The sequence below is a fragment of the Pseudomonas sp. R4-39-08 genome, from assembly GCF_003852275.1.
In the GTDB taxonomy this organism is placed as follows: Bacteria; Pseudomonadota; Gammaproteobacteria; order Pseudomonadales; family Pseudomonadaceae; genus Aquipseudomonas.
Map to the genome: position 1 here is coordinate 1,334,742 of NZ_CP027733.1, position 25,075 is coordinate 1,359,816.

Here is a 25,075-nt window from a genome sequence, read left to right on the forward strand (position 1 = left end):
GCCGACGGCACTCTGGAACACCTGCGCGTCCCGGATTTCTGGCTGGAGATTGGCTGATGAGTGATATCGATGCACGCTTGCGTGAGGATGTTCACCTGCTGGGTGAACTGTTGGGCAACACCATTCGAGAGCAATACGGCGATGCTTTTCTCGACAAGATCGAGCAGATCCGTAAAGGCGCCAAGGCTGACCGGCGTGGCGCGGGCGCTGAGCTCAGCGCGAGCCTGAATCAGCTGCAGGAAGATGAACTGCTGCCTGTAGCGCGGGCCTTCAACCAGTTCCTCAACCTGGCCAACATTGCCGAGCAGTACCAGTTGATTCATCGGCGTGATGAATCGCAGCCGGCGCCCTTCGAGTCCCGTGTGCTGCCGGAGTTGCTGGCCCGCCTGCAACGCGAAGGCCACAGTGACGAATCCCTGGCCCGCCAATTGGCGCGGCTGGAGATCGAGTTGGTCCTCACCGCCCACCCCACCGAAGTCGCGCGCCGCACGCTGATCCAGAAATATGACGCGATTGCCGCACAACTGGCGCTGCAGGACCACCGTGACCTCACCAGCGCCGAACGCGAGCAGATCCGTGAACGCTTGCAACGCCTGATCGCCGAGGCGTGGCACACCGAAGAAATCCGCCGCGTCCGGCCCACGCCGGTGGATGAAGCCAAATGGGGCTTTGCGGTCATCGAGCATTCGTTGTGGCAGGCCATTCCCAATTATTTGCGCAAGGCCGACCAGGCCTTGCACGCCGCCACCGGTTTGCGTCTGCCGCTTGAGGCCGCGCCGATTCGATTTGCCTCGTGGATGGGCGGCGATCGGGACGGCAACCCGAATGTCACGGCGCCGGTCACTCGCGAAGTGCTGTTGCTGGCGCGCTGGATGGCGGCGGATTTGTATCTGCGCGATATCGATCAGCTCGCTTCCGAGCTGTCCATGCAACAGGCCAGCCCGGCATTGCAGGCCCAGGTGGGGGACAGCGTCGAGCCTTACCGTGCCTTGCTCAAGCAACTGCGCGAACGCCTGCGCGCCACGCGCCAATGGGCCCATGCCGCGTTGAGTGGCGCTACACCAGCACCGGCGCAGGTGTTGCAGGACAATCGCGACCTGCTCGGCCCCTTGGAGCTGTGCTATCAGTCGCTGCATGAGTGCGGCATGGGCGTGATTGCCGATGGTCCGTTGCTCGACTGCCTGCGCCGCGCTGTCACTTTCGGCCTGTTCCTGGTCCGCCTGGATGTGCGCCAGGATTCCACGCGTCACTCGTCGGCCATGACCGAAATCACCGACTATCTCGGCCTGGGTCGGTATGAAGACTGGGACGAAGACACGCGCATCAACTTCCTGAGCAAAGAACTGACCAATCGTCGACCGCTGCTGCCGGGTTATTTCAAACCGTCGGCGGACACCGCTGAGGTGTTGAACACCTGCCGCGAAATCGCCGCTGCACCGGCCGCATCGCTGGGCTCCTATGTGATTTCCATGGCCGGCGCCGCCTCGGATGTGCTGGCGGTGCAGTTGCTGCTCAAAGAGTCGGGCGTACAGCGGCCAATGCGCGTCGTGCCGCTGTTCGAGACCCTGGCCGACCTGGATAACGCCGGGCCGGTGATGGAACGGCTGTTGCAACTGCCGGGCTATCGCGCGCGACTGCACGGCCCCCAGGAAGTGATGATCGGCTATTCGGACTCGGCCAAGGACGCCGGCACCACCGCTGCCGCCTGGGCGCAGTACCGGGCACAGGAACGGCTGGTGGATATCTGCCGCGAGCAACAGGTGGAATTGCTGTTGTTCCACGGTCGTGGGGGCACCGTCGGCCGTGGCGGTGGCCCGGCGCATGCGGCGATCCTGTCGCAGCCGCCGGGCTCGGTGGCGGGGCGGTTCCGCACCACCGAACAGGGCGAGATGATCCGCTTCAAGTTTGGCCTGCCGGATATCGCCGAACAGAACCTCAACCTCTATCTGGCGGCGGTACTCGAAGCCACGCTGTTGCCACCGCCGCCACCGGAGCCGGCCTGGCGTCATCTGATGGACGAATTGGCGGCCGACGGTGTCAGCGCCTACCGCGCGGTAGTGCGGGAAAATCCGCAATTCGTCGAGTATTTCCGCCAGTCCACGCCGGAGCAGGAGTTGGGGCGTTTGCCGCTTGGCAGTCGACCCGCGAAGCGGCGCGCCGGCGGCATTGAAAGCCTGCGCGCGATTCCGTGGATCTTCGGCTGGACCCAGACCCGCCTGATGCTGCCCGCCTGGCTCGGCTGGGAAGCGGCATTGAGCAAAGCCCTGGAGCGCGGCGAGGGTGAGTTGCTGGGGCAGATGCGCGAGCAGTGGCCGTTCTTCCGCACGCGCATTGATATGCTGGAAATGGTGCTGGCCAAGGCCGACGCCGATATCGCCCGCCTCTATGATGAGCGCCTGGTGCAGCCCGACTTGCTGCCATTGGGCGCGCACTTGCGCGACCTATTGTCGCAGGCGTGTGACGTGGTGCTTGGCCTGACTGGTCAGTCGCAGCTGTTGGCCCACAGTCCGGACACCCTGGAGTTCATCCGCCTGCGCAACACCTACCTCGACCCCTTGCACCTGCTGCAGGCCGAATTGCTTGCTCGCTCGCGCCAACGCGAAGCGGCGCAAGACAGCCCTCTGGAACAGGCGCTGCTGGTGTCCGTCGCCGGTATTGCCGCCGGTTTGCGCAACACCGGTTGAGGTTTTTCGCCTGTTCTCAATAGCTTGCGAATCAACCGCGACGACCGCCCTGAAACGGGCGGTCGTTGTTTGAGGGAGTAGGTTGCGCCCAGGCAAACCCTTTGGCTGACGCATGCCTGGCGCGGGTTTCTCCTACTTTTGGCGGCTTGTGTGGTAAGGGCCTGCTGTGTATCTTGATCAGCCTTTGGCCGTTTGATCGGCCTGGAACCACATTTTTACGAGATTGGCCCCACGCGGCGAATCCGAGCGTCATCTCTATAAAAAATTGAGGAGCACATCGATGCGCGTCATTCTGCTGGGAGCTCCCGGGGCCGGTAAAGGTACTCAGGCAAAGTTCATCACTGAAAAATTCGGCATTCCACAAATCTCCACCGGCGACATGCTGCGCGCGGCCGTCAAGGCCGGCACCGAGCTGGGCCTGATCGCCAAGAGCGTGATGGACAGCGGCGGCCTGGTCTCCGATGACCTGATCATCAACCTGGTCAAGGAACGCATCAGCCAGGAAGACTGCAAGAACGGTTTCCTGTTCGACGGCTTCCCGCGCACCATTCCCCAGGCTGAAGCCCTGGTGAAAGCCGGTGTCGAGTTGGACGCCGTAGTCGAGATCGCGGTTGAAGACGAAGAAATCGTCCAGCGTATCGCCGGTCGACGCGTTCACGAAGGCTCGGGCCGCGTGTATCACATCGTCTACAACCCGCCGAAAGTGGCTGGCAAGGACGATGTCACCGGTGAAGACCTGGTGCAGCGTAAAGACGACACCGAAGAAACCGTACGTCATCGCCTGTCGGTCTACCATTCCCAGACCAAGCCTCTGGTGGACTTCTACCAGCAGTTGTCCGCTAAACAGGGCAAGCCGAAATACAGCCATATTCCTGGCGTCGGCTCCGTGGAGGCGATCACTGCCAAGGTGCTGCAAGCACTGAGCTGATGGGTTGATCGGCTGCATTCACGACGGCCCGCTTGCGGGCCGTTGTTGTTTATACTGGCGCACTTTTTTTCGACTTGGACACCCACACCCATGAGCACCCTGCTGGCCCTGGACACCGCGACTGAAGCTTGCTCCGTGGCCTTGCTGCACGACGGCAAGGTAACGAGCCACTACGAGGTGATCCCGCGGCTGCACGCGCAGAAGCTGCTGCCCATGATCAAGCAACTGCTGGAAGACGCCGGAACCAGCCTGGCCGCCGTGGATGCCATCGCTTTCGGCCGTGGCCCCGGCGCGTTTACCGGTGTGCGGATTGCCATTGGCGTGGTGCAGGGCTTGGCGTTTGCGTTGGAGCGTCCGGTATTGCCGGTGTCCAACCTCGCGGTACTGGCCCAACGTGCGCTGCGTGAGCATGGCGTCACGCAAGTGGCGGCGGCGATTGATGCGCGCATGGACGAAGTCTATTGGGGCTGCTACCGCGAGAGTGCCGGTGAAATGCGCCTGATCGGCGTGGAAGCCGTGCAAGCGCCGGAGTCATCGGTACTGCCCGGTGATGCCAGCGGCGACTGGTTCGGTGCCGGGACTGGCTGGGGCTATGGCGAGCGTATGGGGGTGCAGCTGGCGAATCAGGACGCTGCGATGCTTCCCCATGCCGAAGACCTGCTGACCCTCGCGCGCTTTGCTTTCGAGCGCGGCGAGGCGATTGCGGCGGATCTGGCGGCGCCGGTCTACCTGCGCGATAAAGTCGCACAGACCAAGGCAGAGCGAGGGATTATTTGACGCCAGAATTGCGGTAAATCTGCGGCAAATAGCGCCAATCGTCAGAATTTGCACCGGGTTTTAAACCTTTTTCAAATTATGTGTTCTAGTTATCACCAGAGCATTTGCGCGCTACGGATCGCGCCACTAAAATGCCATTACTGATAGCGAGTTCGCGCCTATGCGTATTGATGGCTTTTCCTCACAGTCGTACCCAATCAAACGTAAGCCGCGTAAGGCTAACGTTACTGTGGACGACTCCGTCGAGGACTCGCCAGACTTCATTGAAGTCCAATCCGACGCCCAGCCCAGCACCCAAGCCCGCATCAGCGGTCTTCCCGCCCGTCAGCAAGACATGGTCTTCCCCCGCTCCATGAGCAAAAGCGTTGCCACTGCCCTGGCCAGCTACCTGACCACCGCCGGCTTTGTCGAATGGGATATGGAAGTGCTGGGTCTCGATATCCACATCTGATGCGTCTGCCTTACTACATCGGCTGCCCGTCCTGGAGTGAAAACGCCTGGCGGGAATATCTGTATCCCGCCGATGCGCGCTCCAATGATTACCTGGCACTCTATTCCCAGGTCTTCAACGCGGTTGAAGGCAACACCACGTTTTATGCGCGCCCCTCGGTCGCCACGGTGCAGCGCTGGGCCGAGATCATGCCCGAGCACTTTCGCTTCACCGCCAAATTCCCGGGTGATATCAGCCATGCCGGTGACTTGCGCGAGCAGTTGCCGGCGGCGGAAAGCTTCGTCGGCTTGATGAGCCCCTTGGGCGAGCGCGTTTCGCCGCTGTGGCTGCAACTGTCAAAGGCTTTCACCCCGCAGCGCCTCGGTGAGCTGGCCGGATTCCTCGATGGCATCGATCGCCCGCTGGCCGTTGAAGTCCGCCACGAAGAGTTCTTCGCCCGGGGCGAGGCCGAGCGCAGGCTTAACCGCCTGCTGCGCGATCGCGGTGTCGAACGCGTCTGCCTCGATCCGCGCGCGCTGTTCAGTTGCACCTCCACCTCGGCGGCTGTCCTGCATGCCCAATCGAAAAAGCCCAGGGTGCCTCCGCGCCCGGCGGCGCTGACTCTGTTTCCCCAAGTGCGCTTTATCGGGCATCCCGAGCTTGAAGCCAACGACCCGTTCCTGGTGCCCTGGGTCGAAAAGATCGCCAGCTGGATCGAAGAGGGGCGCACCCCCTACATGTTCCTGCACACCTCGGACAACCGCCTCGCCGCGCAATTGGCCTTGCGTTTCCACGACCAGTTGATGGCGCGTTTGCCAGGGCTCGCGCCGCTGCCAACCTTGCATCGAGAACCCGTCGCGGAGCAACTGGGGTTACTCTAGGGCTTCTTTCCCGCCAGGAGTCAGTCATGGATGCCCAAACCCTTCGCGCCGAAACCTTCAAAGCCTTGCACGAGCGCGACCGTGCCTTTGTCATGCCCAATCCGTGGGATGCAGGTTCCGCCATCATGCTTGCCAGCCTGGGCTTCGAAGCGTTGGCCACCACCAGCGCGGGGTTTGCGTTCAGCCTGGGACGGCCGGATGCGGAAGGCGCGCTGTCGCTGGAAGACACCCTGGGCAATGCCGGAGCCATTGTTCGGGCGACTTCGCTGCCAGTCGCCGCTGACTTGGAAAACGGCTTCAGCGACACCCCCGAAGGCTGTGCCCAGACCATCCTGCGAGCTGCCGCCACCGGTATCGTCGGCGGCTCCATCGAAGACGCCACCGGAGTTGCCGTCGATCCGATCTACCCCTTCGACCTCGCCGTCGAGCGCGTCGAGGCTGCCGTTGCCGCCGCCCGCAGCCTGGGGTTTCCCTTCACGCTGACGGCTCGTGCAGAAAACTTTCTGCATGGTCGCCCGGACTTGCCCGACACCATTCGCCGCCTGCAAGCCTACGCCGAAGCGGGCGCCGATGTGCTGTATGCGCCGGGCCTGCGCAGTGCCGAAGAGGTGCTGGCGGTGGTCAAGGCCGTCGCGCCCAAACCGGTGAATGTGTTGATGTCCGGTGGCCTGAACCTCAGCGTCGCGCAGTTGAACGAACTGGGCGTGCGGCGCATCAGCGTGGGCTCGGCCCTGGCCCTGGCGGCCTATGGCGAGTTCTATCGGGCGGCGCAGGAAATCTACGGGTTGGGCACCTTTACCTTTACCGAGCGCAAGATGCCGTTCGACCAGGCCAATCGATTCTTCAAGGGCTAAGTGGTGCGGTCGATCAGCTGGATGGGCGCGTTGCTGGTGCTCGGCGGCGCGCTGGCCGTGGGCGTATGGCGCGGCTGGGTGCCGTTGCCGCATGAATGGAACCCATGGGCGCCGCTGGATGTGCGCGTCAGTCCGAACCTGTTGACGCGCTACAAACTGGGGCGGCTGCAGGATGATCCCGCGCTGTGCGACCAGGTGCTGAAAACCTCGGGGTTGCGGGTGAGCCATCAGGCCGACTCGCGCGCCGACGCCGCTTGCCCCCTGCGCAACACGTTGAGGGTACAGGGCGCAGAGGTAGGCTTGAGCAGCAGCTTCCTGGCCAGTTGCCCACTGGCGGTAGCGTTTGCCTTGTTCGAGCGCCACAGCCTGCAACCGGCGGCTCAGGCGATATACGGCCAGGCGGTGACGCGGGTCGATCACCTGGGCAGTTTTGCCTGTCGCAATGTCTACAACCGCGCCGAAGGCCGACTCAGCCAGCACGCGTCGGCCAATGCATTGGATATCGCCGGGTTTCGCCTGGCCGATGGACGTCGTATCAGTGTGCTCAAGGACTGGCCGGGGCAGGGCGCTGACGCACGGTTTTTGCGTCAGGTGCGTGACAGTGCGTGTCAGGCTTTCAATGGGGTGTTGAGCCCCGACTATAACGCCGCGCACCGTAACCACTTCCATCTGGATATGGGCCGCTGGTGGATGTGTCGCTAAGCGTCAGGCGGCCAGGCGCAGGTTGTTGGCGATCAGCGGGCGTGCCCAGTGGTAATCAAAATCCAGGGCCTTCTGTTGTTCTGCCAGGGCCTGTTCGGTGAACGGAGTCGCGGCCGGTGGCAACAAGTCCAGCTCGAACTCGGCAATCGGCAAGTGCAGCGGGCGGGGTTGCGGCGCCGGGCCCGGCTCAGCGACGGGTTGACCTGCACTCAGGACAATCGGGCGTACCCAGCCGCTTTCGAAATTCTGCTGGCGTTGCTGGGCGATGATGTCTTCATCAGGAAAGGGTGCCGCCGCGGGTGGCAGCAACTCGGTCTCGAGTTCGGCAATCGGCAGGAACAGCGGCTCAGGCGGGGCGATCGCGATGTCTTTCACGTCGCACTCGCGCTGGGTGAGGATCTGCGCGAGCAGGTCGGCGCCTTCGCTGGGTTCCACCGCCGGGTCTTTCGGTGCAGTCGCCATGGCGGCCAGCGCGCCCGGCGTGGCACCGAGCTGCTCGGCCAGGGCGCGGGCGAAGAAGTCCTGCCACACATGGCTCACCCCGGCCAGCGCTTGAGTATTGCGCAGGCCGTAGTGGTTGTGGGTCGGCAGTACACCGATAGTTAGGGGAAGAATGTCTGACATTTTTTTCGGTCGACGCTCAGCTCTGGCAAAATACCTGACTGTTGTTTTTATCGGCCGGTGTTTGCCGATCCTTAATATTTTTGAGCGTAGCGATTGATGAGCGAACAACCAGCGGCCAGCCGCATTCGGGTCGAGGCTTTGGCCGAAGGATTCCAGGCCCGCGCCGAGCAGTGGGCGGCGCTGCTTGGCTTGCCTGTGCAACTCGATGATGCGGATTTTTCCCTGCAAGTCGGGGAACAAGGCCTGCAGTTGCAACAGCTCGGGCCTGACGCGCCAGGGCCGGTGCGGGTCGACTTTATCGAAGGCGGCGCAGCGCACCGGCGGCTGTACGGCGGCGGCAGCGGGCAGATGATCGCCAAGGCCGTGGGCATCGCCCAAGGCGTTCGCCCGCGCGTGCTCGACGCCACGGCGGGCCTGGGCAAGGATGCCTTCGTGCTGGCCAGCCTGGGCTGCGAGATGAGCCTGGTCGAGCGCCAGCCGTTGATCGGCGCCTTGCTTGAAGATGGCCTGGCACGCGCTGCGGAGGATTTTGAAGTGGCGCCGATCGTGGCGCGGATGCAGCTGCTCAAGGGCAACTCCATCGAAGTGATGTGCAATTGGGAGGGTGAGCCGCCGCAGGTGATCTACCTAGACCCGATGTTCCCGCATCGTGAGAAAACCGCCCTGGTGAAGAAGGAAATGCGTCTGTTCCGGCCACTGGTCGGCGATGACCCGGACGCACCGGCCTTGCTCGCAGCGGCGTTGGCCCTGGCCAGCCACCGTGTGGTGGTCAAGCGCCCGCGCAAGGCACCGTGCATTGAGGGGCCCAAGCCGAGCCATGCACTGGAGGGTAAATCCAGTCGGTACGATATTTATCCCAAGAAGGCGCTGAAGCCTTAAACGTCTCTGGCCTTCAGGGCCCCATCGCGGCATAGGTATCTACACAACTGTGTAGCAGCAGCCTACGCTAACCACGATGCGAAGCGAGCCGCTCTTGATCTTGCTCTTGATCTAGGCGCCCCGTTAAACCACGCTGGCCGTAATCCGATATTGATTTGGGGGGTAAACCGGCAGGGATGCCGGTTTAGCCGCCCCGCGCCATGGATGGCGCGTGGCGGCGGCCCCCCAAATCACTGTCGGATTACGGGCACACCGAGCCTAAGCGAGGTGCCGAGTGGTGGGGCAAGAGCGTTTTGCTTACTTTTGCGCTTTTCAAAAGTGAGACGCCGTAAGGGCGGAACCCTAAGCCGCCGTTACCGCAGCAACGGATATGTACTCGCTCTGATCCAGCATCCTGGTCGGCTGTCAGGCCGCCATCGGGAGCAAGCCCCTCCCACATTTGGATCGCGGGGCGTCAGTTAGAGAGGCTTCGGCTCCCGAGCCGTCACAGGTTCAGAGCGACGGCAAAGTGTGTAGATATCCATGCTGCGATAGCGCCAGTCCAGACAGCGAAGGCTTCATAGGCGGTAAGCCCGCATAAACAACCCCACCACCTCCTGCACATGCGCCTCGGCGTCCGCCTCGCTCAACTGCCCGCCACAGCCATACAGCAGGCGGAAGTTCGCCGTGCCTTTGAGCAGGCAGAAGAAGTGCTCGGCCGCCTTGAAGGGTTTGTCGATGCTCAGGGCGCCACTCTCGTCGATCCGACTGAGCAGCCGCTCCATGCCCTGCAACATGCGCATGGGCCCTGCTTCGAAGAAGATCTGTGAGAGTTTTACGTCCTGATTGCCGGTTGTCATCATCAGGCGATGCAGGTTCACCGACTCCTGGCTGTTGATCAGCCGATGAAACCCGCGCGCGATGTTCAGCAGCACCGTTTGCACCGGCATGGCATCGGGCAGTTCGAAATACATTACCGGCAGTTGTTCCTCGCACTTGGCGACGACGGCGGCAGTGAACAAGGTTTCTTTGTCGGTGAAGTGGCTGTAGACGGTCAGTTTCGACACCCCCGCTTCAAGCGCCACAGCGTCCATGCTGGTACTGGCATAGCCATTGCCCAAAAACAGAACTTTGGCGGCTTCGAGGATTGCCTGGCGTTTTGCCATGTCCTTGGGGCGCCCGGGGCTGTTGGTGTTTATAGGATTGTCGGACATTTTCACCTTTAATACTGGACTGGTGAGTTTGGTATTAATAACATACCGGCCAGTATAATTATTCCTAGCTTCATTTGCGAAAGGTCCTACAGCATGCGCAGTACTTTCCTGCCCCTTGCGTTGCCTGTCAGCTTGGTCTTCCTGCTAGCCGCTTGCGGCCACGAAGACGCGGTCCAAACCACCATCCGCCCGGCCATGGTGGTGCAACCCCAGCCTTCGGCGCAGGCGATGGACAGTTACCCAGGTGAAGTGCGCGCCCGCTATGAACCGGATCTGGCCTTTCGCATCGCTGGCAAAGTCAGCAAACGCCTGGTGGAAGAGGGTGAGCGGGTCAAGGCCAACCAGCCCCTGGCAGAGCTCGACCCCCAGGATGTGCGTCTGCAACTGGAAGCCTCCCGTGCCCAAGTGGCTGCTGCCCAAGCCAATCTGAGCCTGGTGCGCGCCGAGCGTGACCGCTACAAGACCCTGATGGACCGTCAGATGGTTAGCCGGTCCCAGTACGATAATTCCGAAAATCTTTATCGAGCCGGTGAGGCACGTCTCAAGCAGATCAACGCTGAATTCGACGTGTCCAGCAACCAGGCCGGCTATGCGGTGCTGCGTGCGCCCCAGGACGGTGTCGTCGCCAGGCGCGCGGTTGAAGTCGGCCAGGTCGTCTCCGCTGGCCAAACCGTGTTCACCCTGGCCACCGATGGCGAGCGTGAAGTGTTGATCAGCTTGCCTGAGCAAGGCTTCGGCCGTTTCAAGATCGGCCAGCCGGTGTCGGTTGAGCTGTGGAGCCAGCCGGATCAACGGTTTGCCGGGCGCATTCGCGAGCTGTCGCCCGCCGCCGACCCGAAGTCGCGCACTTTCGCTGCGCGGGTGGCGTTCACGGGCGGTAAAGTCCCGGCGGAACTCGGCCAGAGCGCCCGCGTATTCATACAGGTCGACGGTGTGATTCCACTGTCGGTGCCGCTGTCTGCCCTGAGTGCGGAAAACGGCGCGTCGTACGTCTGGCGTGTGCAACCGGACAACACCCTCAAGCGCACACCCGTGCGCATCGGCGCGTTTGGCGAGAAGACCGTGCCGGTACTCGAAGGCCTGGCGCCCACCGACTGGGTGATTGCGGCGGGTGTGCATGTGCTCCATGAGGGGCAGCAAGTGCGCCCGGTGGATCGCGCCAACCGTGTGGTGAATCTGGCGGCCAAGGAGTAGTCCCCGATGGGTTTCAATCTTTCCGAGTGGGCGTTGCGTAATCGCCAGATCGTACTGTTCCTGATGATCCTGCTGGCGGTGGTCGGCACTTTGTCCTACACCAAGCTGGGGCAAAGCGAAGACCCTCCCTTCACCTTCAAGGCCATGGTGATCAAGACCAACTGGCCTGGGGCCACGGCCCAGGAAGTTTCACGCCAGGTCACCGAGCGCATCGAGAAAAAATTGATGGAAACTGGCGAGTACGAGCGCATTGTCTCGTTCTCGCGGCCCGGCGAATCCCAAGTCACCTTCATCGCTCGTGATTCCATGCACTCGGCGCAGATTCCCGAGCTGTGGTACCAGGTGCGCAAGAAGATCAGCGATATCCGCCAGACCCTGCCGCCGGATATCCAGGGGCCGTTTTTCAACGATGAGTTCGGCACCACGTTCGGCAATATCTACGCCTTGACCGGTGACGGTTTCGACTACGCCGTGCTCAAGGACTACGCCGACCGCATCCAGATTCAGCTGCAACGGGTGCCGGACGTGGGCAAGGTTGAGCTGCTTGGCCTGCAGGACGAAAAGGTCTGGATCGAGCTGTCCAACCTCAAGCTCGCTACCCTCGGCCTGCCAATGGCCGCTGTGCAGCAGGCGCTGCAGGAGCAGAACGCGGTCTCCACCGCAGGCTTCTTTGAAACCCCGACCGAACGGGTGCAGTTGCGGGTGTCGGGTAACTTCAAGAGCGTGGAAGAGATCCGCAACTTTCCGATTCGGGTGGGCGAGCGAACCTTCCGCATCGGCGATGTGGCCGATATTCACCGTGGTTTCAATGACCCACCGGCACCGCGCATGCGCTACATGGGCGCCGACGCCATCGGCCTGGCCGTGGCCATGCGTGACGGCGGCGACATTCTGGTGCTGGGCAAGGCCCTGGAGCGTGAATTCGCACGATTGCAGAAGAATCTTCCGGCGGGCATGGAGTTGCGCAAGGTCTCCGATCAACCGGCAGCGGTGAAAACCAGTGTCGGCGAATTCGTCCAGGTGCTGGCTGAGGCGTTGGCCATTGTGTTGCTGGTGAGCTTCTTTTCCTTGGGCGTGCGCACCGGCATGGTGGTGGCGTTGGCGATTCCGTTGGTACTGGCGATGACTTTCGCCGCCATGTACTACCTCGGCATCGGCCTGCATAAAATCTCCCTGGGTGCCCTGGTATTGGCCTTGGGTTTGCTGGTAGATGACGCAATCATTGCTGTGGAAATGATGGCGATCAAAATGGAGCAGGGCTACGACCGGCTCAAGGCCGCGAGTTTCGCCTGGACCAGCACCGCGTTCCCGATGCTCACCGGTACCTTGATCACGGCGGCGGGCTTCCTGCCGATTGCCACCGCGCAATCGAGTACTGGCGAATACACCCGCTCGATCTTTCAGGTGGTGACCATCGCTTTGCTGGCGTCCTGGGTTGCCGCCGTGGTGTTCGTACCCTATCTGGGCGAAAAGCTCCTGCCGGACCTGGCGAAGATTCATGCGGCCAAACACGGCACCAACGGTCCTGACCCTTACGGCACGCCGTTCTACCAGCGCGTAAGACGATTGGTGGAGTGGTGCGTACGTCGGCGCAAGACGGTGATCGTCCTGACGCTGCTGTTGTTTATCGGCTCGGTTGCATTGTTCCGTTTCGTGCCGCAACAGTTCTTCCCGGCCTCCGGTCGCCTGGAACTGATGGTCGACCTGAAACTGGCCGAAGGTGCCTCCCTGAGCAACACTGCCGACCAGGTCAAACGCCTCGAAACCTTGCTCAAGGAACACGCCGGCATCGACAACTACGTGGCCTACGTGGGTACCGGGTCGCCGCGTTTCTACCTGCCGCTCGACCAGCAACTGCCGGCGGCCAGCTTCGCGCAATTCGTGGTACTGGCCAACACCATCGAAGAGCGCGAAAGCCTGCGCACCTGGCTGATCGAAACCCTGAATGAACAGTTTCCTGAACTGCGTTCACGCGTCACCCGGCTGGAGAATGGCCCGCCGGTGGGCTACCCCGTGCAGTTTCGCGTGACCGGCGAGCACATCGGAGAAGTCCGCGCCCTGGCGCGCAAGGTGGCGACCAAGGTGCGCGAGAACACCCACGTGGTCAATGTGCATCTGGACTGGGAAGAACCGAGCAAAATCGTCTACCTGAATATCGACCAGGACCGCGCCCGCGCGCTGGGCGTGAGCACCGCCAACCTGTCCAGGTTCCTGCAGAGCTCCCTGACCGGCAGCACCGTCAGCCAGTACCGGGAGGATAACGAGTTGATCGAAATCCTCCTGCGCGGCACCGTTCACGAACGCACTGAGTTGTCGCTGCTGCCCAGCCTGGCCGTACCCACCGACAACGGTAAAAGTGTGGCCTTGGCCCAGATTGCAACCCTTGAGTATGGCTTTGAGGAAGGCATCATCTGGCACCGTAACCGTCTGCCTACGGTGACCGTGCGCGCCGATATCTATGGCAAGGAACAACCCGCGACGCTGGTCCAGCAGATCCTGCCGACCCTTGAAGGCGTGCGTGCCGAGTTGCCTGATGGCTATTTGCTGGAGGTCGGTGGCACCGTGGAAGACTCTGCGCGCGGACAGAACTCGGTGAAGGCCGGCGTGCCGTTGTTTATCGTGGTGGTGCTGACCTTGCTGATGCTGCAACTGCGCAGCTTCTCACGCACCGCGATGGTGTTTCTGACTGCGCCCTTGGGCCTGATCGGCGTCACCCTGTTCCTGCTGGTGTTTCGTCAACCGTTTGGTTTCGTGGCGATGCTCGGCACCATCGCCCTGTCGGGGATGATCATGCGCAACTCGGTGATATTGGTCGACCAGATCGAACAGGACATCAAGGCGGGACTGGCGCCCTGGCAGGCGATCATTGAAGCCACGGTCCGACGCTTCCGGCCGATCGTGCTGACCGCACTTGCTGCGGTACTGGCGATGATTCCACTGTCGCGCAGTGTGTTCTTCGGGCCGATGGCGGTGGCAATCATGGGCGGGTTGATCGTGGCGACGGCGTTGACGCTGCTGTTTCTACCGGCGCTTTACGCCGCGTGGTTCAGGGTCAAGCGGCAATGATTGGAATCTTCGCAAGGAACGTTTCTTAAGGTTTCGCCACTCATGGACTACCTGATTACAGGTATTCGGTCCGACGGATTTCATGCCGGCGGGCCGGATCTCACATCTGATGATTCAAGGAGTGTCCAATGGGATTATTCATCGGCAAATCGTTGAGTGTTTCTGTCAGCAGCAGCTTCGGCGGCGGTAACTGCGCAAAACCCAAGCCGCCTGCAAATGACTGTAATGACAAGTGCAAACCCAAACCCGACTGCCATGGCGGTGGTGGCTCGATCAAGTTCGGCGTAGGCGTGATGCCGCTGGGTGCGGTGATCTTTGGCGGGCTGGCCGGCAAGCTGTTTTGACGGTGCAGTGAGCGGCTCCCGAGCAGGTGATCTTCCCCGCCTGCTCGGGTGCATACATTGTCTACAGGGCGCCGAACACTTTCTTGGCAAGGCTGGTGGCGGCAGCTGCCGGATTTTTGCGAATCGTTTCTTCCTGCTGCGCGATCATCTTGAACAAGCCGTCCAGCGCCTGTTCGGTCACGTAGTTTTCGACATTGGCGCTTTTGGCGTCCACCGCGCCAAACGCGGCGGCCTTGCCGGCGAGTGCGTTGTACTGCTGGGCTACGCCGACCTTGTCGGTGGCAGCCTTGACGATGGGCAGGAACTTGGCGCGGATTTGGTCGCGACTGCTCTTGTTCAGGTACTGGGTGGCTGAGTCCTGGCCGCCGCTGAGGATGCCTTTGGCATCGGTCACACTCATGTTTTTCACGGCATTGACCAGAATCGGCTGAGCCTGGGTAACGGCGGTTTCCGCCGCTTTGTTCATGCTGGTTTCGAGCTGGGTGACCTGATCGCCCATGCCGAACATCTTCAACTTGTCAGCGACCTTGCCCAGCTTGCCCGGCAAGCCGATCTTCACGTCGGGGTTATTGCTGAAGCCACCGGGCGTGCCCAGTTGTTTCACGGCGATCTGCGCGCCTTGGGTCAAGGCGTCCTTGAGGCCGCCGCTGGCGTCGCCCTGGGACAGGCTGCCAAGGTCCAGTGCCATGGCGCTGGTGCCCAGCAGCAGGCCGGTGAGCAGGGCCGTGAGGCGAAGAGGGTTACGGAGCATGGGCGCTTCCTTGTGGTTGAATTCAGTGGGCTGCAGCATCGACGCGCACGCGCAGCGGCTGTTGATCCTGGCCGTCGAGCTGTACGGCGTGCCGTTCAGTGGTGATGAACAGTAGCTTGCCATCTACCTCGATGCGAGCGCTGACCGAGTAGCGATGGCCCGGCTTGACCTGCGCCGGGTCATAACTCAGGTGAAACGGCAGCGGCACCTGGCCTTTGATCGGGCCTTTCTGTTCGGCGAGCACCACGGCCGGGGCGTCCATCAGCGACACGTCTTGCAGGCTGACGCTCAAGGTGGCGGTAGGCGGCAGGGCGATGCGTTGCAGGTAGAACACTTCGCCGTCGAGGCTGGCCTTGGGGGTGGGAGACATGGATTGGCAGGCTCCGAGCAGGGTAGTGAGGCCCAGGAGGATGATCTTCTTCATGGTGCAGCTCCTTATCAACGGCGCCGGAAACCGCCCGGCGCCTTGTTCAATCTTGTGGGGATTGCGCCGGTTCCACCGGTTGCTCGGCCGCCCCATCGACGCGATGCAACGCTACTTGGCGGATCGACAAGCGAATGTCCGCCGGCAGTACACGCTTGGCCGCGCCTTCGGCCAGCTCGCCGAGCAGGTCGTGATAGCTCAGCTTGCCGGCTTCATCGCGGCGCAGCACATCTTGCTCCAGCAAGGTCTGGATGAAATGTCGGAAAAGGCTCTTGTCGAAGAATTCCGGGGCATTGAGGCCATGCAGGATCGACAGCCGCTGGGCCATGACCGTGCACAGGTCTTCCAGCTCCTCGGCGCTAATGCTGTTCTGGCCGCTGTTGAGCAGCAGCGAGATCGCCATGTAAAAGCGTTGCAGGGTCTGGGCGATGCTCTTGGACAGTAGCGTCAGCAGCACGAAATGCCGCGAACTCGGCGCCGGGCGCAGGTACACGTTGTTTTCGAAGCGCAGCAGGCCCTGTTCGACGAACGCATCCAGCCATTGGTCGACCACCGCATCCAGCTCCTCCAGAGACCAGCGGATGAACAGCTCCGACTGCAGGTACGGATAGAGCGCATGGGTGTAGCGCAGGATCTGTTCGCGGCTCATCCGCGAACTGCTCTGGAAGAAACTCGCCAGCAGCGCGGGCAGGGCGAAGATGTGCAGCACGTTGTTGCGGTAATAGGTCATCAGGACGGCGTTCTGCTCATCCAGATAGACGATTTTGCCCAGGGCATCGCTCTGTTCCGACAGCAGCTTCATGTCCTTGACGTGCTTGATCAGCGCCAGGCCGTCGCCTTCCGGCAGGGTGGTATGCGGTGAATAGGGCACGCGGCGCAGCAGCGCCAGGTACAGGTCCAACTGGCGGGCCATGGCCTGCTCATCCAGCGCCAGGCGAGTGGTAGACAGCAGCGCCAATGCCACCAGGTTCACCGGGTTCACCGCAGCGGCTTCGTTCAAGTGGCGGGCCACCTGCTCGCCGAGGCGGTGAGTGGTTTCATTCAGCCAGGCCGGCTTGTAGTTCGGGCCCAGTTCCTGAGAGCGCCAATCCGGTTGCTCGTGGTCGAGAAACTCCGCCAGCTTGATCGGCTCACCGAAGTTGACCGCGACCTGGCCGAAGCGCTGCTTGAGCGCGCCTGCCACTTTGAAAATATCGAAAATCGACTCTTTCTTCTTGCTCGCACCGCGCAGCTCGCCCAGGTAGGTACGGCCTTCCAGCACCCGTTCATAGCCGATATACACCGGCACGAACACGATGGGCATGCGCGAAGAGCGCAGGAAACTGCGCAGGGTGATCGCCAGCATCCCGGTTTTCGGCTGCAGCATGCGCCCGGTGCGCGAACGGCCGCCTTCGACGAAGTACTCCACCGGGAAACCCTTGGTGAACAGGGTGTGCAGGTATTCGTTGAATACCGAGGTGTACAGCGGGTTGCCCTTGAAGGTGCGGCGCATGAAAAACGCACCGCCACGACGCAGCAGGCTGCCGATCACGGGCATGTTCAGGTTGATGCCGGCGGCAATGTGCGGCGGGGTCAGGCCATTCTTGAACAGCAGGTAGGACAGCAGCAGGTAGTCGATATGGCTGCGGTGGCAAGGCACGTAGATCACTTCGTAGCCCTGGGCAACCTGTTGCACACCCTCGATGTTATTGACCTTGATGCCGTCGTAGATTTTGTTCCAGAACCAGCTCAGCACCACTTCCAGGAAGCGGATCGCCGTGTAGGTGTAGTCCGAGGCGATTTCATTGCCATAGCGCAGGGCCAGGGCCTTGGCTTTTTCCGGCGAGATTTTCTCGCGCTCGGCTTCATCGGCAATGGCCTGGCGCACCAGCGGCATATTGACCAGGCCCTTCACCAGGTTGCGACGGTGGGACAGGTCGGGGCCGATCACGGCGGTCTTCAGGTTACGAAAGTGCACGCGCAGGATGCGTTGGGCCATGCGCACGGTGCGTTCGTGCCCTTTATTGTGCTCGATCAATTCACGCAGGTTGATGGGCGCGGAGAATTGCACCCGGGTCTTGCGACCCAGGATCAGAATGCTCAACAACCGGCGCAGGCGCCCGGTGACCGCCCAGCTGTCGGCGAACAACAGTTTCCAGGGGCTGGACTCACTTTCGGGGGATTGGCCCCAGAACACGCTGACCGGAATGATTTGTGCATTCTCTTCGGCATGTTCGGTCAGGGTGTTGACCAGGCGCGTCAGGGTGGGCGGTGTGCCGCGCTTGTCCTGGCGGCCGAGCCAATCCGGGTCCGGCGTGAGGTAAAAGAACGCTGCGGGTTCCATCAACGGGCCTACCGAAACCGGCAGCACCGGGCGCGGCAGGCCGGCCTTGGTGCACTCGGTATCGACCACGGCCAATTCGGTCAGGGAGGGCGATTGCAGGACGTAGAACACCGGCCGGCTGCGGTCCAGGTTAAGGGTGAGGGACGACTGGTTGATCGTCTCCGAGCGAACCCAGAGGTACAGCAGTCGACGCAAGGTGCCAAACACCAGACGACGGAACGGGGAGCGGGTCATAGGCGAACTGCTTCAAGTGGAAAAAACCGAGCAGGCGCTCGGGCGGGTAGTGTGCCGTATTCACCGAAAATCGGCAAAAAAGCGGCGATGTAAAGTTGGGTTGATGGTTTTTGAACGTGTCTTATACTCGGCAGTTCAACGCCAGCGACTCAATAATAAAAACCAGTGGGAGTGAACAGATGACAACGCGCGAAACCGGCAGTGTGAAGTGGTTCAACGACGCCAAGGGCTATGGCTTTATCCAGCGTGAAGACGGCAAGGATGTGTTCGTGCACTACCGTGCCATTCGCGGTGACGGCCACCGCTCGCTGGCCGAGGGCCAACAGGTGGAATACGCCGTGGTGACAGGCGATAAGGGCTTGCAGGCGGAGGATGTGGTCGGCCTGTAATTTGCTACACCGCCAAACCCATGTGGGAGGGGGCTTGCTCCCGATTGCTGAGTGTCAGTCGCTGAATAAATCGACTGATCCACCGCTATCGGGAGCAAGCCCCCTCCCACATTTTTGATTGGGTTTGCAGCGTTCGGGGTCAGGCGGTTTTCCAGATGATCTGTTCTTCGCCGTCTGCGCTGATGCGAATCCAGGTGTCAGCGCTGTCTTCGCCCTCTTCCTCGACCCAAGTCCCTGGCGCGCAGCGCACTTCAACATTCAATGCGGCAAACGCGGCGCGGGCGCAGGCGATGTCGTCGTCCCACGGCGTCTGATCGCTTTCCAGGTACAGGCTGTTCCATTTGCCGACCGCTTTTGGCAGCCAGGTCACCGGCACGTTGCCGGCTTTGCACTTGTAGGTCTGGCCCTTCTGGACCCAGTCGGTGCACGGGCCCAGGGCGGCGCCCAGCCAGGCGGCGATGGCCTTGTAGTCGACGTCGGCGTCCTTCAGGTAAATCTCAATATCGGGTTGGCGCATGGATGTTCCTCGTTGCGGGATTCGAAAATCCATTCGCGGGTGCTGAAAAGTCGGTTATTGAAGCACGAAATAATCGTAGCGCATCGACACGGTGACCTGCAGCGGCTCGGCGGCTTCGATCACCTCGCTGCGGCGCTCGGCGCTCGCACGCCAGCCGTGAGGGGTCATGGCCAGCAGGTTGGCGCGGTCCCCGGGCTCGGCCAGGCGCAGTGTGAACTCAAGGGTTTCACTGTGCGCCAAGCCCATGCCATCCGGCACCAGCGCCAGGTGTTTGTCGTCGGTGTATTCGCGCACTTCGTCGTACAAGCGTTCGCGCAGCTCCATCAGGTGGCCGCGGGTGGGGCCCACCTTCATCAAGCCACCGCCAGGGCTGAGCAGGCGCTTGGCTTCCTGCCAGTCCAGCGGGCTGAACACGCTGGCGAGAAACTGGCAACTGGCGTCGGCCAATGGGACGCGGGCCATGCTGGCGATCAACCAGGTCAGCGCCGGGTTGCGCTTGCACGCGCGCTTGACTGCTTCCTTGGAAATATCCAGGGCGTAGCCGTCGGCGTCGGGCAGGGCATCGGCGATTTGCGCGGTGTAGTAGCCCTCGCCACAGCCGATGTCCACCCAGCGCTGCGGCGCGCGTTCGGCGGCCAGCTCGGCCAGTCGCTTGGCCACAGGCGCGTAGTGCCCGGCATTGAGGAAGTCGCGGCGCGCCTCGACCATCGCCAGGTTATCCCCCGGGTCGCGGCTGTTCTTGTGCTGCACCGGCAACAGGTTCAGGTAACCCTGGCGCGCGCGGTCGAAACGGTGCCCGGCGGGGCACGCCACACCGTTGTCCACCGCAGTGAGCGGGGCGCTGCAAAGGGGGCAGGCAAGCATCAGGCGAGCAACTTGATCAGGGTCTGGTAGTAAATTTCGGTCAACACATCGAGGTCGCTGGCGAGGACGCGCTCGTTGACCTGATGGATCGTCGCATTCACCGGGCCCAACTCGACCACCTGGGTGCCCAGGGTCGCAATGAAACGGCCATCGGAGGTACCGCCACTGGTGGATGCCTTGGTTTCACGCCCGGTGATCGCCTTGATGCTGGCCGATACCGCGTCGAGCAATGCGCCCGGCTCGGTGAGGAACGGTAGACCCGACAGCGCCCAGTCCACATGCCAGTCCAGGCCGTGTTTATCCAGAATCGCTGCGACCCGCTGCTGCAACCCTTCCACGGTGGATTCGGTGGAGAAACGGAAGTTGAACACCGCTGTCAGGTCGCCGGGAATGACGTTGGTGGCGCCGGTGCCGGAATTAAGGTTGGAGATCTGGAAACTGGTCGGTGGGAAGAAGGTGTTGCCGTCATCCCAATGCTCGGCGGCGAGTTCGGCCAATGCCGGTGCGGCCAGATGGATCGGGTTCTTCGCCAGGTGCGGATACGCCACGTGGCCCTGTACACCGCGTACGGTCAGGGTGGCGCCGAGGGAGCCACGACGGCCGTTCTTGACCACATCGCCCACCAGTGTCGTGCTCGATGGCTCGCCGACGATGCACCAGTCAAGGCGCTCGTTGCGTGCGGCCAGGCGCTCGACCACGGCCTTGGTGCCATGGTGCGCCGGGCCTTCTTCATCGCTGGTAATCAGGAAGGCAACCGAGCCTTTGTGGTCCGGGTAGTCGGCGACAAAACGCTCCGCCGCCACCAGCATCGCCGCCAGGCTGCCTTTCATATCCGCCGCGCCACGCCCGCACAGCATGCCGTATTCGTCGATCAGCGCGTCGAACGGGTCGTTCTGCCAGGCCTGCACCGGGCCGGTCGGCACCACGTCGGTGTGGCCGGCAAAGCACAGCACCGGGCCTTCGCGTTTGCCATGGGTGGCCCAGAAGTTATCCACCTCGAAGATGCGCATCGGCTCGAGCGCAAAACCGGCGTCGCCCAGTCGCTGCATCATCAGCTTCTGGCAATCGGCATCGATCGGCGTGACCGACGGGCGACGGATCAGGTCGATGGCGAGTTGAAGGGTCGGCGAAAGGTCGGCATGGGCCGTCATGGGAAAACTCCGGAAATCGAGACAGCGACGTTCTAATTGTAGGAGCGAGGCGGGCGGCTAGCCCTTGCTCGCGAAAAACGCAAGGGCTCCGCGTGCATTCAGGGTGCCCGCTTCATCGTTAACGATTTTCGCGAGCAAGCTCGCTCCTACAGTAATGTGTGCAAGGCGTGTAAAACGGCCGTTATCTTATAGCAAAACGGCGGCCAGAGGCCGCCGTTTAGTGCATTGCGCAAGTTTTTACACGGCGGTGACAGGCTCTGCCTTCGGCGCCGGTTTCGGCAGCGACGACAAAAACGCCATGATCAGCGCCGCCAAGTACGGCAGCGACTGCACCAGCAACATCACCACCCAGAAGCGCATGTCATTGCTCGGCAGGCCTTGCACCAGGTAAATCCCCAAGGCGGCGCCCCACAACAGCAGCATGATGAACATTTCTTCGCGGGCTTCGGAAATCGCCACCCAGAAGCCATGGTTATCCGCGTTTTTCGGTGTACGAAAGAACGGAATGCTGGTGGTGAAGAAGCCGTACAGCACCGCTTTGGCGATGGTGTGCGACAACGCCAGGCCGGCCAGGGCCGCGCAGAAGGCATCCTTGAGGTTCACCCCGACCGCACGGCGGTAGAGGAAGATGATCTTGCCCACCTTGAACACGAACAACGCCAACGGCGGGATCGCGAAGATCAGCAACGGCGGATCGACGCGGGTCGGCACGATGATCATCGCCGCCGACCACAGCAGCGCGCCCACGGTGAAGAAGATGTTCATGCCATCAGCCACCCACGGCAGCCAGCCCGCGAGGAAGTGATAGCGCTGGCCACGGGTCAGCTCGGTGCCTTTGCCGCGCAGCAGGCTGGCGGTGTGGCGCTTGATGATCTGAATCGCACCGTAGGCCCAGCGGAAACGCTGTTTCTTGAAGTCGATAAAGGTATCGGGCATCAGGCCCTTGCCGTAGCTGTCGTGGTAATACGCCGCCGACAGGCCTTTCTCGAACACGCGCAGGCCCAGTTCGGCGTCTTCACAGATGCACCAGTCGGCCCAGCCGAGTTCTTCGAGCACCGAGCGACGGGTCATGGTCATGGTGCCGTGCTGGATGATCGCGTCGCGGTCGTTGCGGGTGACCATGCCGATATGGAAGAAGCCTTTGTATTCCGCGTAGCAGAGCTTCTTGAAGGTGCTTTCGTTCTGGTCGCGGTAATCCTGGGGCGACTGCACCACGGCGATTTTCGGGTCGGCGAAGTGCGGCACCATGTGCTTGAGCCAGTTGGGCGACACGCAGTAGTCCGAGTCGATCACCGCGATCACTTCGGCGTCCTTGGCGGTGTGCGGGATCAGGTAGTTCAGCGCGCCGCCCTTGAAACCGGCCAGGGGCGCGACGTGGAAGAACTTGAAGCGCGGGCCCAGGGTTTCACAGTAGTCGCGCACCGGTTCCCATACCGCCGGGTCCTTGGTGTTGTTGTCGATGATCAGGACTTCGTAGTCCGGATAGTCGAGTGCGGCCAGGGCGTCGAGGGTCTGTTTGACCATCTCCGGCGGCTCGTTGTAGCACGGCACATGGATCGACACTTTCGGACGGTAGTCCGATTCCCCTTCGACCGGCAGGAATTCACGTCGGCGTTTGTGGGTCCACACCGCTTCCGCCAGTTCGTGGGCTTCGGTCAGCAGCACGATAAACACACCCAGGGCACCGAGGGCCAGGAGAATGCCCACGGTCACGCTGAACCAGGTGCTGTATTGCTGGCTGTAGTCGTAGCCGATCCACACCAGCACCGAACCGCACAGGAACGCGATAAACGTCAGGAAGGTACGACCGCGCTGGCGCAGAGCCGAGCCGTCGATCATCAGCAGGGTCAGGGACAGCAGCGCCAGCACCACCGAACCGATGGCCAGCACGCGCCACTGCGGAATTGCGACCACCGGGCCTTCAAAGTTGAATTTCTGCTGACGCGCGGCGTTGAATACGCCCCAATAAGCGCCCGCCGAGCCTTCGTCGCTGACTTTCCAAGGCTGATCGAACGCCTCGATGACAAAGTAGTTGTAGCCCTGGCGATTGAGTTTGTTCACCAGCGTGCGCAGGTAAACCGCCTGGTCGGCAGGTGAGGCTTCATTACCACCGCGCATGCGTCCGTTACTCGGCCAGCCAACTTCCGACAGCAGCAGCGGCTTTTTCGGGAACAGTTTCTTCAGGTCCCGCGCACGGTCGAGTACGTACTGGCCGGCCTTGTCCATCGGAATGAATTCCCAGAACGGCAGGATGTGCGCGGCGATCAGGTCGACGTGCTTGGCCAGTTCCGGGTTTTTTTCCCAAATGTGCCACTGCTCGGAAGTCGTCACCGGCACCTTGACCGCTGCACGCACGCGGTCCAGTAGCACGATCAAGTCCTGCGGGGTGATTTCTTCACGGAACAACGCTTCGTTACCGACCACCACACGCACGACGCTGCGCGAGCTGTTGGCGATTTCGATGGCGCGCTGGATTTCGCGTTCGTTGCGCTCAAGGTCCGGGCTGATCCAGATCCCCAGTGTCACCCGCAGGCCGAACTCTTCGGCCAGCTTGGGAATATCGCCCAGGGTGCCGTCGACCGAGTAGGTCCGGATGTTGTCCGTCAGCTTGCTCATGATCGCCAGGTCCTGGCGCATCTGGTCGTCAGACGGGTACTGGTTTTTCTGAGGATACTGGCCTTGCTGGAACGGCGAGTAAGAGAACCCGGAGATCTGTTCGGGCCAGTTGGGAGCGGTGACCGGGCGGTTGATCAGCGCCCAGAAGCCAGTGAACAGCGCGGCGATTGCCAGCACGATCACCAGGTTGAGTCCAAATTTACGCGATGCCATGGTTATTTCGGGTTCCAAAGGGTGTGGAACGAAAAGAGGTGTCGGCCTGCACCGAACGGCGCGCATCCTACACCGGCCTTTCCCTGAGCGTACAGCAGACAGAGAAAAGCCGGACGTTAGTCCGCGAATGTTCACCTAAGTTCTTTACTTGTAGCTGGAAGCTTCGAACTTGTCGCGGCGTAGTCCATAATGCGCGCCGGTTTTTAGGGTAATGGTCATGAGCACAGAAGATCCGCGGTTTGCAGGCGTCGCCCGCTTGTATGGCATTGAGGGCCTGGAACGCTTGAAAGCGGCCCATGTGGCTATCGTCGGCGTCGGCGGCGTGGGCTCGTGGGCGGCGGAAGCGATAGCCCGTTGCGGGGTGGGCGAGATTTCGCTGTTTGACTTGGATGACGTTTGCGTCAGCAACAGCAACCGCCAGCTGCATGCGCTGGACAGCACCGTGGGCAAACCCAAGGTCCAGGTGATGGCCGAACGCCTGCGCGGTATCAACCCGGATTGCACCGTGCATGCGGTGGCGGACTTCGTTACCCGCGACACCATGGCCGAGTACATCACCCCGAACATCGATTGCGTGATCGATTGTATCGACGCGGTCAACGCCAAGGCGGCGCTGATTGCCTGGTGCAAACGCCGCAAGATCCAGATCATCACCACCGGTGGCGCCGGCGGGCAGATCGACCCGACGCTGATCCAGGTATGCGACCTGAACCGCACCTTCAACGACCCGCTGGCCTCGAAAGTGCGCTCCACTCTTCGTCGTGACTATGGCTTCTCACGCACGGTAACCCGCCATTACAGCGTGCCCTGCGTGTTTTCCACCGAGCAGCTGCGCTATCCCAAGCCGGACGGCAGCATCTGTTTGCAGAAGAGTTTTGTCGGCGATGGCGTGAAGCTGGACTGCGCGGGAGGGTTTGGCGCGGTAATGATGGTGACCGCCACGTTCGGCATGGTGGCGGCGACCAAGGCGGTGGACAAGATTGTGGCCGGGGTGCGCCGGCCGTCGGAGCGGGTCAAGCCTGCCTGAAAATGTGGGA

The 25,075-nt window shown here is 61.8% G+C and carries 22 protein-coding genes; 13 read left to right on the top strand and 9 right to left on the bottom strand.

Features of this window, described 5'->3' with window-relative positions:
* The first annotated feature begins 56 nt into the window (after positions 1-56).
* The 7 genes from ppc (at position 57) to C4J88_RS05955 (ending at position 7,256) form a co-directional block, all read left to right on the top strand.
* Entirely contained in the window at positions 57-2,684 is a 2,628-nt protein-coding gene (gene ppc / locus C4J88_RS05925; RefSeq protein WP_124406441.1) for a phosphoenolpyruvate carboxylase, read from the top strand.
* A 280-nt stretch (positions 2,685-2,964) separates the two neighbouring features.
* Positions 2,965-3,612: an adenylate kinase gene (gene adk / locus C4J88_RS05930; protein ID WP_124361582.1), complete on the top strand. Its 648-nt coding sequence runs from the start codon at positions 2,965-2,967 to the stop codon at positions 3,610-3,612.
* A 90-nt stretch (positions 3,613-3,702) separates the two neighbouring features.
* The gene (gene tsaB, locus C4J88_RS05935) at positions 3,703-4,389 is read left to right on the top strand and encodes a tRNA (adenosine(37)-N6)-threonylcarbamoyltransferase complex dimerization subunit type 1 TsaB (protein ID WP_124406442.1); all 687 of its coding nucleotides are present in this window, start codon (positions 3,703-3,705) and stop codon (positions 4,387-4,389) included.
* Between the two features lie 160 nt (positions 4,390-4,549).
* Positions 4,550-4,840, top strand: coding sequence for a hypothetical protein (locus C4J88_RS05940; RefSeq protein ID WP_124406443.1), 291 nt, complete (start codon positions 4,550-4,552; stop codon positions 4,838-4,840).
* On the top strand, positions 4,840-5,700 hold the full coding sequence (locus tag C4J88_RS05945; protein WP_124406444.1) for a DUF72 domain-containing protein: 861 nt from the start codon (positions 4,840-4,842) through the stop codon (positions 5,698-5,700). Before C4J88_RS05940 ends, C4J88_RS05945 begins: the two co-directional genes overlap by 1 nt.
* A 26-nt stretch (positions 5,701-5,726) precedes the next feature.
* Positions 5,727-6,554: an isocitrate lyase/phosphoenolpyruvate mutase family protein gene (locus tag C4J88_RS05950; protein ID WP_124406445.1), complete on the top strand. Its 828-nt coding sequence runs from the start codon at positions 5,727-5,729 to the stop codon at positions 6,552-6,554.
* Positions 6,555-6,575: 21 nt separating this feature from the next.
* The gene (locus C4J88_RS05955; RefSeq protein ID WP_372238010.1) at positions 6,576-7,256 is read left to right on the top strand and encodes an extensin family protein; all 681 of its coding nucleotides are present in this window, start codon (positions 6,576-6,578) and stop codon (positions 7,254-7,256) included.
* Between the two features lie 3 nt (positions 7,257-7,259).
* On the opposite strand, the gene C4J88_RS05960 is transcribed toward C4J88_RS05955, so the two are convergent.
* Positions 7,260-7,880, bottom strand: a complete 621-nt coding sequence (locus C4J88_RS05960) for an energy transducer TonB (protein WP_124406447.1) — start codon at positions 7,878-7,880, stop codon at positions 7,260-7,262.
* 96 nt (positions 7,881-7,976) lie between these two features.
* Between C4J88_RS05960 and C4J88_RS05965 the strand changes: the two genes are divergently transcribed.
* Positions 7,977-8,759 carry a class I SAM-dependent methyltransferase gene (locus C4J88_RS05965; RefSeq protein ID WP_124406448.1) on the top strand — a complete coding sequence of 261 codons (783 nt, stop codon included), beginning with the start codon at positions 7,977-7,979 and terminating at the stop codon, positions 8,757-8,759.
* A gap of 557 nt (positions 8,760-9,316) precedes the next feature.
* Here the strand turns inward: C4J88_RS05965 and C4J88_RS05970 are convergent.
* Positions 9,317-9,952, bottom strand: a complete 636-nt coding sequence (locus C4J88_RS05970) for a TetR/AcrR family transcriptional regulator (protein WP_124406449.1) — start codon at positions 9,950-9,952, stop codon at positions 9,317-9,319.
* 93 nt (positions 9,953-10,045) lie between these two features.
* On the opposite strand from C4J88_RS05970, the gene C4J88_RS05975 reads away from it, so the two are divergent.
* The 3 genes from C4J88_RS05975 (at position 10,046) to C4J88_RS05985 (ending at position 14,556) form a co-directional block, all read left to right on the top strand.
* On the top strand, positions 10,046-11,146 hold the full coding sequence (locus tag C4J88_RS05975; RefSeq protein ID WP_124406450.1) for an efflux RND transporter periplasmic adaptor subunit: 1,101 nt from the start codon (positions 10,046-10,048) through the stop codon (positions 11,144-11,146).
* 6 nt (positions 11,147-11,152) lie between these two features.
* Positions 11,153-14,212, top strand: a complete 3,060-nt coding sequence (locus tag C4J88_RS05980) for an efflux RND transporter permease subunit (RefSeq protein ID WP_124406451.1) — start codon at positions 11,153-11,155, stop codon at positions 14,210-14,212.
* Positions 14,213-14,340: 128 nt separating this feature from the next.
* Positions 14,341-14,556 (top strand): hypothetical protein, encoded by a 216-nt coding sequence (locus tag C4J88_RS05985; RefSeq protein ID WP_124406452.1) that lies wholly within the window; start codon positions 14,341-14,343, stop codon positions 14,554-14,556.
* A 61-nt stretch (positions 14,557-14,617) separates the two neighbouring features.
* Here the strand turns inward: C4J88_RS05985 and C4J88_RS05990 are convergent, their stop codons facing one another.
* From C4J88_RS05990 to plsB, 3 genes are read right to left on the bottom strand one after another with little or no spacing between them, the layout of a single operon-like run.
* Entirely contained in the window at positions 14,618-15,307 is a 690-nt protein-coding gene (locus C4J88_RS05990; protein WP_124361593.1) for a DUF4197 domain-containing protein, read from the bottom strand.
* 22 nt (positions 15,308-15,329) lie between these two features.
* Positions 15,330-15,731: a YbaY family lipoprotein gene (locus C4J88_RS05995; protein ID WP_124366100.1), complete on the bottom strand. Its 402-nt coding sequence runs from the start codon at positions 15,729-15,731 to the stop codon at positions 15,330-15,332.
* A gap of 46 nt (positions 15,732-15,777) precedes the next feature.
* Complete coding sequence (gene plsB, locus C4J88_RS06000; protein WP_124403293.1) at positions 15,778-18,288, bottom strand: glycerol-3-phosphate 1-O-acyltransferase PlsB; 2,511 nt, start codon at positions 18,286-18,288, stop codon at positions 15,778-15,780.
* A gap of 179 nt (positions 18,289-18,467) precedes the next feature.
* On the opposite strand from plsB, the gene C4J88_RS06005 reads away from it, so the two are divergent.
* Entirely contained in the window at positions 18,468-18,677 is a 210-nt protein-coding gene (locus C4J88_RS06005; RefSeq protein ID WP_124366102.1) for a cold-shock protein, read from the top strand.
* 139 nt (positions 18,678-18,816) lie between these two features.
* On the opposite strand, the gene C4J88_RS06010 is transcribed toward C4J88_RS06005, so the two are convergent.
* The 4 genes from C4J88_RS06010 to C4J88_RS06025 all read right to left on the bottom strand — a co-directional run bounded on the left by C4J88_RS06010 (position 18,817) and on the right by C4J88_RS06025 (position 24,038).
* Positions 18,817-19,194: a hypothetical protein gene (locus tag C4J88_RS06010; protein WP_124406453.1), complete on the bottom strand. Its 378-nt coding sequence runs from the start codon at positions 19,192-19,194 to the stop codon at positions 18,817-18,819.
* A gap of 54 nt (positions 19,195-19,248) precedes the next feature.
* A complete protein-coding gene (locus tag C4J88_RS06015; RefSeq protein ID WP_124406454.1) occupies positions 19,249-20,058 on the bottom strand; it encodes a putative RNA methyltransferase in 810 nt (269 codons plus the stop codon).
* Positions 20,058-21,209, bottom strand: a complete 1,152-nt coding sequence (gene dapE, locus C4J88_RS06020) for a succinyl-diaminopimelate desuccinylase (RefSeq protein WP_124406455.1) — start codon at positions 21,207-21,209, stop codon at positions 20,058-20,060. Before dapE ends, C4J88_RS06015 begins: the two co-directional genes overlap by 1 nt.
* 237 nt (positions 21,210-21,446) lie before the next feature.
* Positions 21,447-24,038, bottom strand: a complete 2,592-nt coding sequence (locus C4J88_RS06025) for a glycosyltransferase (RefSeq protein ID WP_124406456.1) — start codon at positions 24,036-24,038, stop codon at positions 21,447-21,449.
* Positions 24,039-24,255: 217 nt separating this feature from the next.
* Between C4J88_RS06025 and tcdA the strand changes: the two genes are divergently transcribed.
* Positions 24,256-25,065: a tRNA cyclic N6-threonylcarbamoyladenosine(37) synthase TcdA gene (tcdA, locus tag C4J88_RS06030; protein ID WP_372237484.1), complete on the top strand. Its 810-nt coding sequence runs from the start codon at positions 24,256-24,258 to the stop codon at positions 25,063-25,065.
* Positions 25,066-25,075: the final 10 nt, after the last annotated feature.

What these genes read in the sequence shown, in the direction of transcription:
- ppc (WP_124406441.1), top strand. Translation starts at nt 57, where the DNA reads ATGAGTGATATCGATGCACGCTTGCGTGAGGATGTTCACCTGCTGGGT.
- C4J88_RS06015 (WP_124406454.1), bottom strand. Translation starts at nt 20,058, where the DNA reads ATGCTTGCCTGCCCCCTTTGCAGCGCCCCGCTCACTGCGGTGGACAAC.
- C4J88_RS05950 (WP_124406445.1), top strand. Translation starts at nt 5,727, where the DNA reads ATGGATGCCCAAACCCTTCGCGCCGAAACCTTCAAAGCCTTGCACGAG.
- C4J88_RS05970 (WP_124406449.1), bottom strand. Translation starts at nt 9,952, where the DNA reads ATGTCCGACAATCCTATAAACACCAACAGCCCCGGGCGCCCCAAGGAC.
- dapE (WP_124406455.1), bottom strand. Translation starts at nt 21,209, where the DNA reads ATGACGGCCCATGCCGACCTTTCGCCGACCCTTCAACTCGCCATCGAC.
- C4J88_RS05940 (WP_124406443.1), top strand. Translation starts at nt 4,550, where the DNA reads ATGCGTATTGATGGCTTTTCCTCACAGTCGTACCCAATCAAACGTAAG.
- C4J88_RS05945 (WP_124406444.1), top strand. Translation starts at nt 4,840, where the DNA reads ATGCGTCTGCCTTACTACATCGGCTGCCCGTCCTGGAGTGAAAACGCC.
- adk (WP_124361582.1), top strand. Translation starts at nt 2,965, where the DNA reads ATGCGCGTCATTCTGCTGGGAGCTCCCGGGGCCGGTAAAGGTACTCAG.
- tcdA (WP_372237484.1), top strand. Translation starts at nt 24,256, where the DNA reads ATGAGCACAGAAGATCCGCGGTTTGCAGGCGTCGCCCGCTTGTATGGC.
- C4J88_RS06005 (WP_124366102.1), top strand. Translation starts at nt 18,468, where the DNA reads ATGACAACGCGCGAAACCGGCAGTGTGAAGTGGTTCAACGACGCCAAG.
- C4J88_RS05995 (WP_124366100.1), bottom strand. Translation starts at nt 15,731, where the DNA reads ATGAAGAAGATCATCCTCCTGGGCCTCACTACCCTGCTCGGAGCCTGC.
- C4J88_RS05955 (WP_372238010.1), top strand. Translation starts at nt 6,576, where the DNA reads ATGGGCGCGTTGCTGGTGCTCGGCGGCGCGCTGGCCGTGGGCGTATGG.
- plsB (WP_124403293.1), bottom strand. Translation starts at nt 18,288, where the DNA reads ATGACCCGCTCCCCGTTCCGTCGTCTGGTGTTTGGCACCTTGCGTCGA.
- C4J88_RS05975 (WP_124406450.1), top strand. Translation starts at nt 10,046, where the DNA reads ATGCGCAGTACTTTCCTGCCCCTTGCGTTGCCTGTCAGCTTGGTCTTC.
- C4J88_RS05990 (WP_124361593.1), bottom strand. Translation starts at nt 15,307, where the DNA reads ATGCTCCGTAACCCTCTTCGCCTCACGGCCCTGCTCACCGGCCTGCTG.
- C4J88_RS05965 (WP_124406448.1), top strand. Translation starts at nt 7,977, where the DNA reads ATGAGCGAACAACCAGCGGCCAGCCGCATTCGGGTCGAGGCTTTGGCC.
- C4J88_RS05980 (WP_124406451.1), top strand. Translation starts at nt 11,153, where the DNA reads ATGGGTTTCAATCTTTCCGAGTGGGCGTTGCGTAATCGCCAGATCGTA.
- C4J88_RS05985 (WP_124406452.1), top strand. Translation starts at nt 14,341, where the DNA reads ATGGGATTATTCATCGGCAAATCGTTGAGTGTTTCTGTCAGCAGCAGC.
- C4J88_RS06010 (WP_124406453.1), bottom strand. Translation starts at nt 19,194, where the DNA reads ATGCGCCAACCCGATATTGAGATTTACCTGAAGGACGCCGACGTCGAC.
- C4J88_RS06025 (WP_124406456.1), bottom strand. Translation starts at nt 24,038, where the DNA reads ATGGCATCGCGTAAATTTGGACTCAACCTGGTGATCGTGCTGGCAATC.
- C4J88_RS05960 (WP_124406447.1), bottom strand. Translation starts at nt 7,880, where the DNA reads ATGTCAGACATTCTTCCCCTAACTATCGGTGTACTGCCGACCCACAAC.
- tsaB (WP_124406442.1), top strand. Translation starts at nt 3,703, where the DNA reads ATGAGCACCCTGCTGGCCCTGGACACCGCGACTGAAGCTTGCTCCGTG.